The sequence below is a fragment of the Mesorhizobium sp. L48C026A00 genome, assembly GCF_000502375.1.
GTDB lineage: Bacteria > Pseudomonadota > Alphaproteobacteria > Rhizobiales > Rhizobiaceae > Mesorhizobium > Mesorhizobium muleiense.
The window spans coordinates 1-1222 of record NZ_AYWU01000100.1 but is presented as its reverse complement, the minus strand read 5'-3'; the positions used below and the strand labels follow the sequence as shown (position 1 = coordinate 1222).

General features: G+C 63.1%; 1 pseudogene. It reads right to left on the bottom strand.

The features are described 5' to 3' along the window. Positions 1-127: 127 nt before the first annotated feature. A pseudogene (locus tag X738_RS80530) lies at positions 128-922 on the bottom strand (Mu transposase C-terminal domain-containing protein); the annotation flags it as partial. Between the last annotated feature and the right edge of the window lie 300 nt (positions 923-1222).

The following is a 1222-nucleotide window of genomic DNA, read 5'->3' as shown; positions in this document are numbered from 1 at the left end:
TTACCGGCATCTACTCCTGGGACGTCGCGCCCGACCTTACGGAGGGCTTCAGGCCGCTGCGCTTGCCGACCAAATTGCCCTGGGCGGCATAATGTTCATGCTCCGTTCGACCTTAGCGTATGATTTCGAGCAGTTCTTGCTCTGACCCCAACATCGGCCATCCATGCTCGATGCCGCGCGCGGCCAACCATGCCTCCCTTGGACACATGGCGTGCGCCAGGCAGAGCGCGACCGACAGCGCCGACGGCTTCTCGAGGGTGAGGCAGAAGCCAAGAATGCAGCGGGTGGCCACGTCGGTGACGATCGTGAGATATGCCCGGCCGATGAACGTTCCGCCGCCGTCGACGACCTCCACGAAGTTGATGTCGGTGGGCGTGTGATCGATCTGGCAGACATCGAGCGGGCGCGCCGCATGGATGTATCCTGGCCGCGGTTTGAGCCGCTGGAGATGCTTCGGATTGGCGGACCGTTTCCTCGCGATCTCCTCGGGGCTGAACAGCCCGGGTATCCGGCGGGCGGCCGTGAGATAGGACGGAGCGGCCAAGCCGGCCTCTTCGCAGCGAGCGCGGATCTCGGCCACGACCGCAGCGAGCGGCGGAGCCTCCAGCACGAGCCACTGCTCTCGCAACGTCGTCGCAATGATCGCCTCGATGCCTTGATCAAGGCGCTTCTTGCGGCTGCCATCCAACTGGGGCAGCAGCGACGTCACGGTCCGATCGTTGCGGTAGCGCGCCAGCAGATTGTAGACTTGGCGGGTCGAGAGGCGCAGCTCGGCCGCGGCCCGGTTGATTGCCGCGCGTCTTGGCCCCGAACCGTCGAGAATCGTGTCGAGCTCGCGAGCGAGACGACGTGCCGCCGACCATGCTTCGTCGGAATGCGACGTGCCGGGTGCGGCTTTGCGGTTGTGCAATCGGTGCGGCAAATCGAGCAGCCAGTGAAATCGTTAGCGAAAAATCGGGGCTGTCGTAGCGCCTAAACCTAAACAACACCTGACTTTTCCCTGTTTGAAATCGGGAAGTTAAAGCGACAATCGGCTTGCAGGGCTCGCAGACCGGTAAACCAGCGAGCCATCTCGAAATATGTGAATTGTGGATTGCTCCTCGACGGGAGCTGAGGGGCGGCTCCGCAAGCCTTACGACGCTCTTTGCGAGCCGTAGCTGCCGAGCTGGCAAAAGGCCGGGCTACGTCGCGCCAGCGCAATCGGCGCGCAGAAAATTAGGCC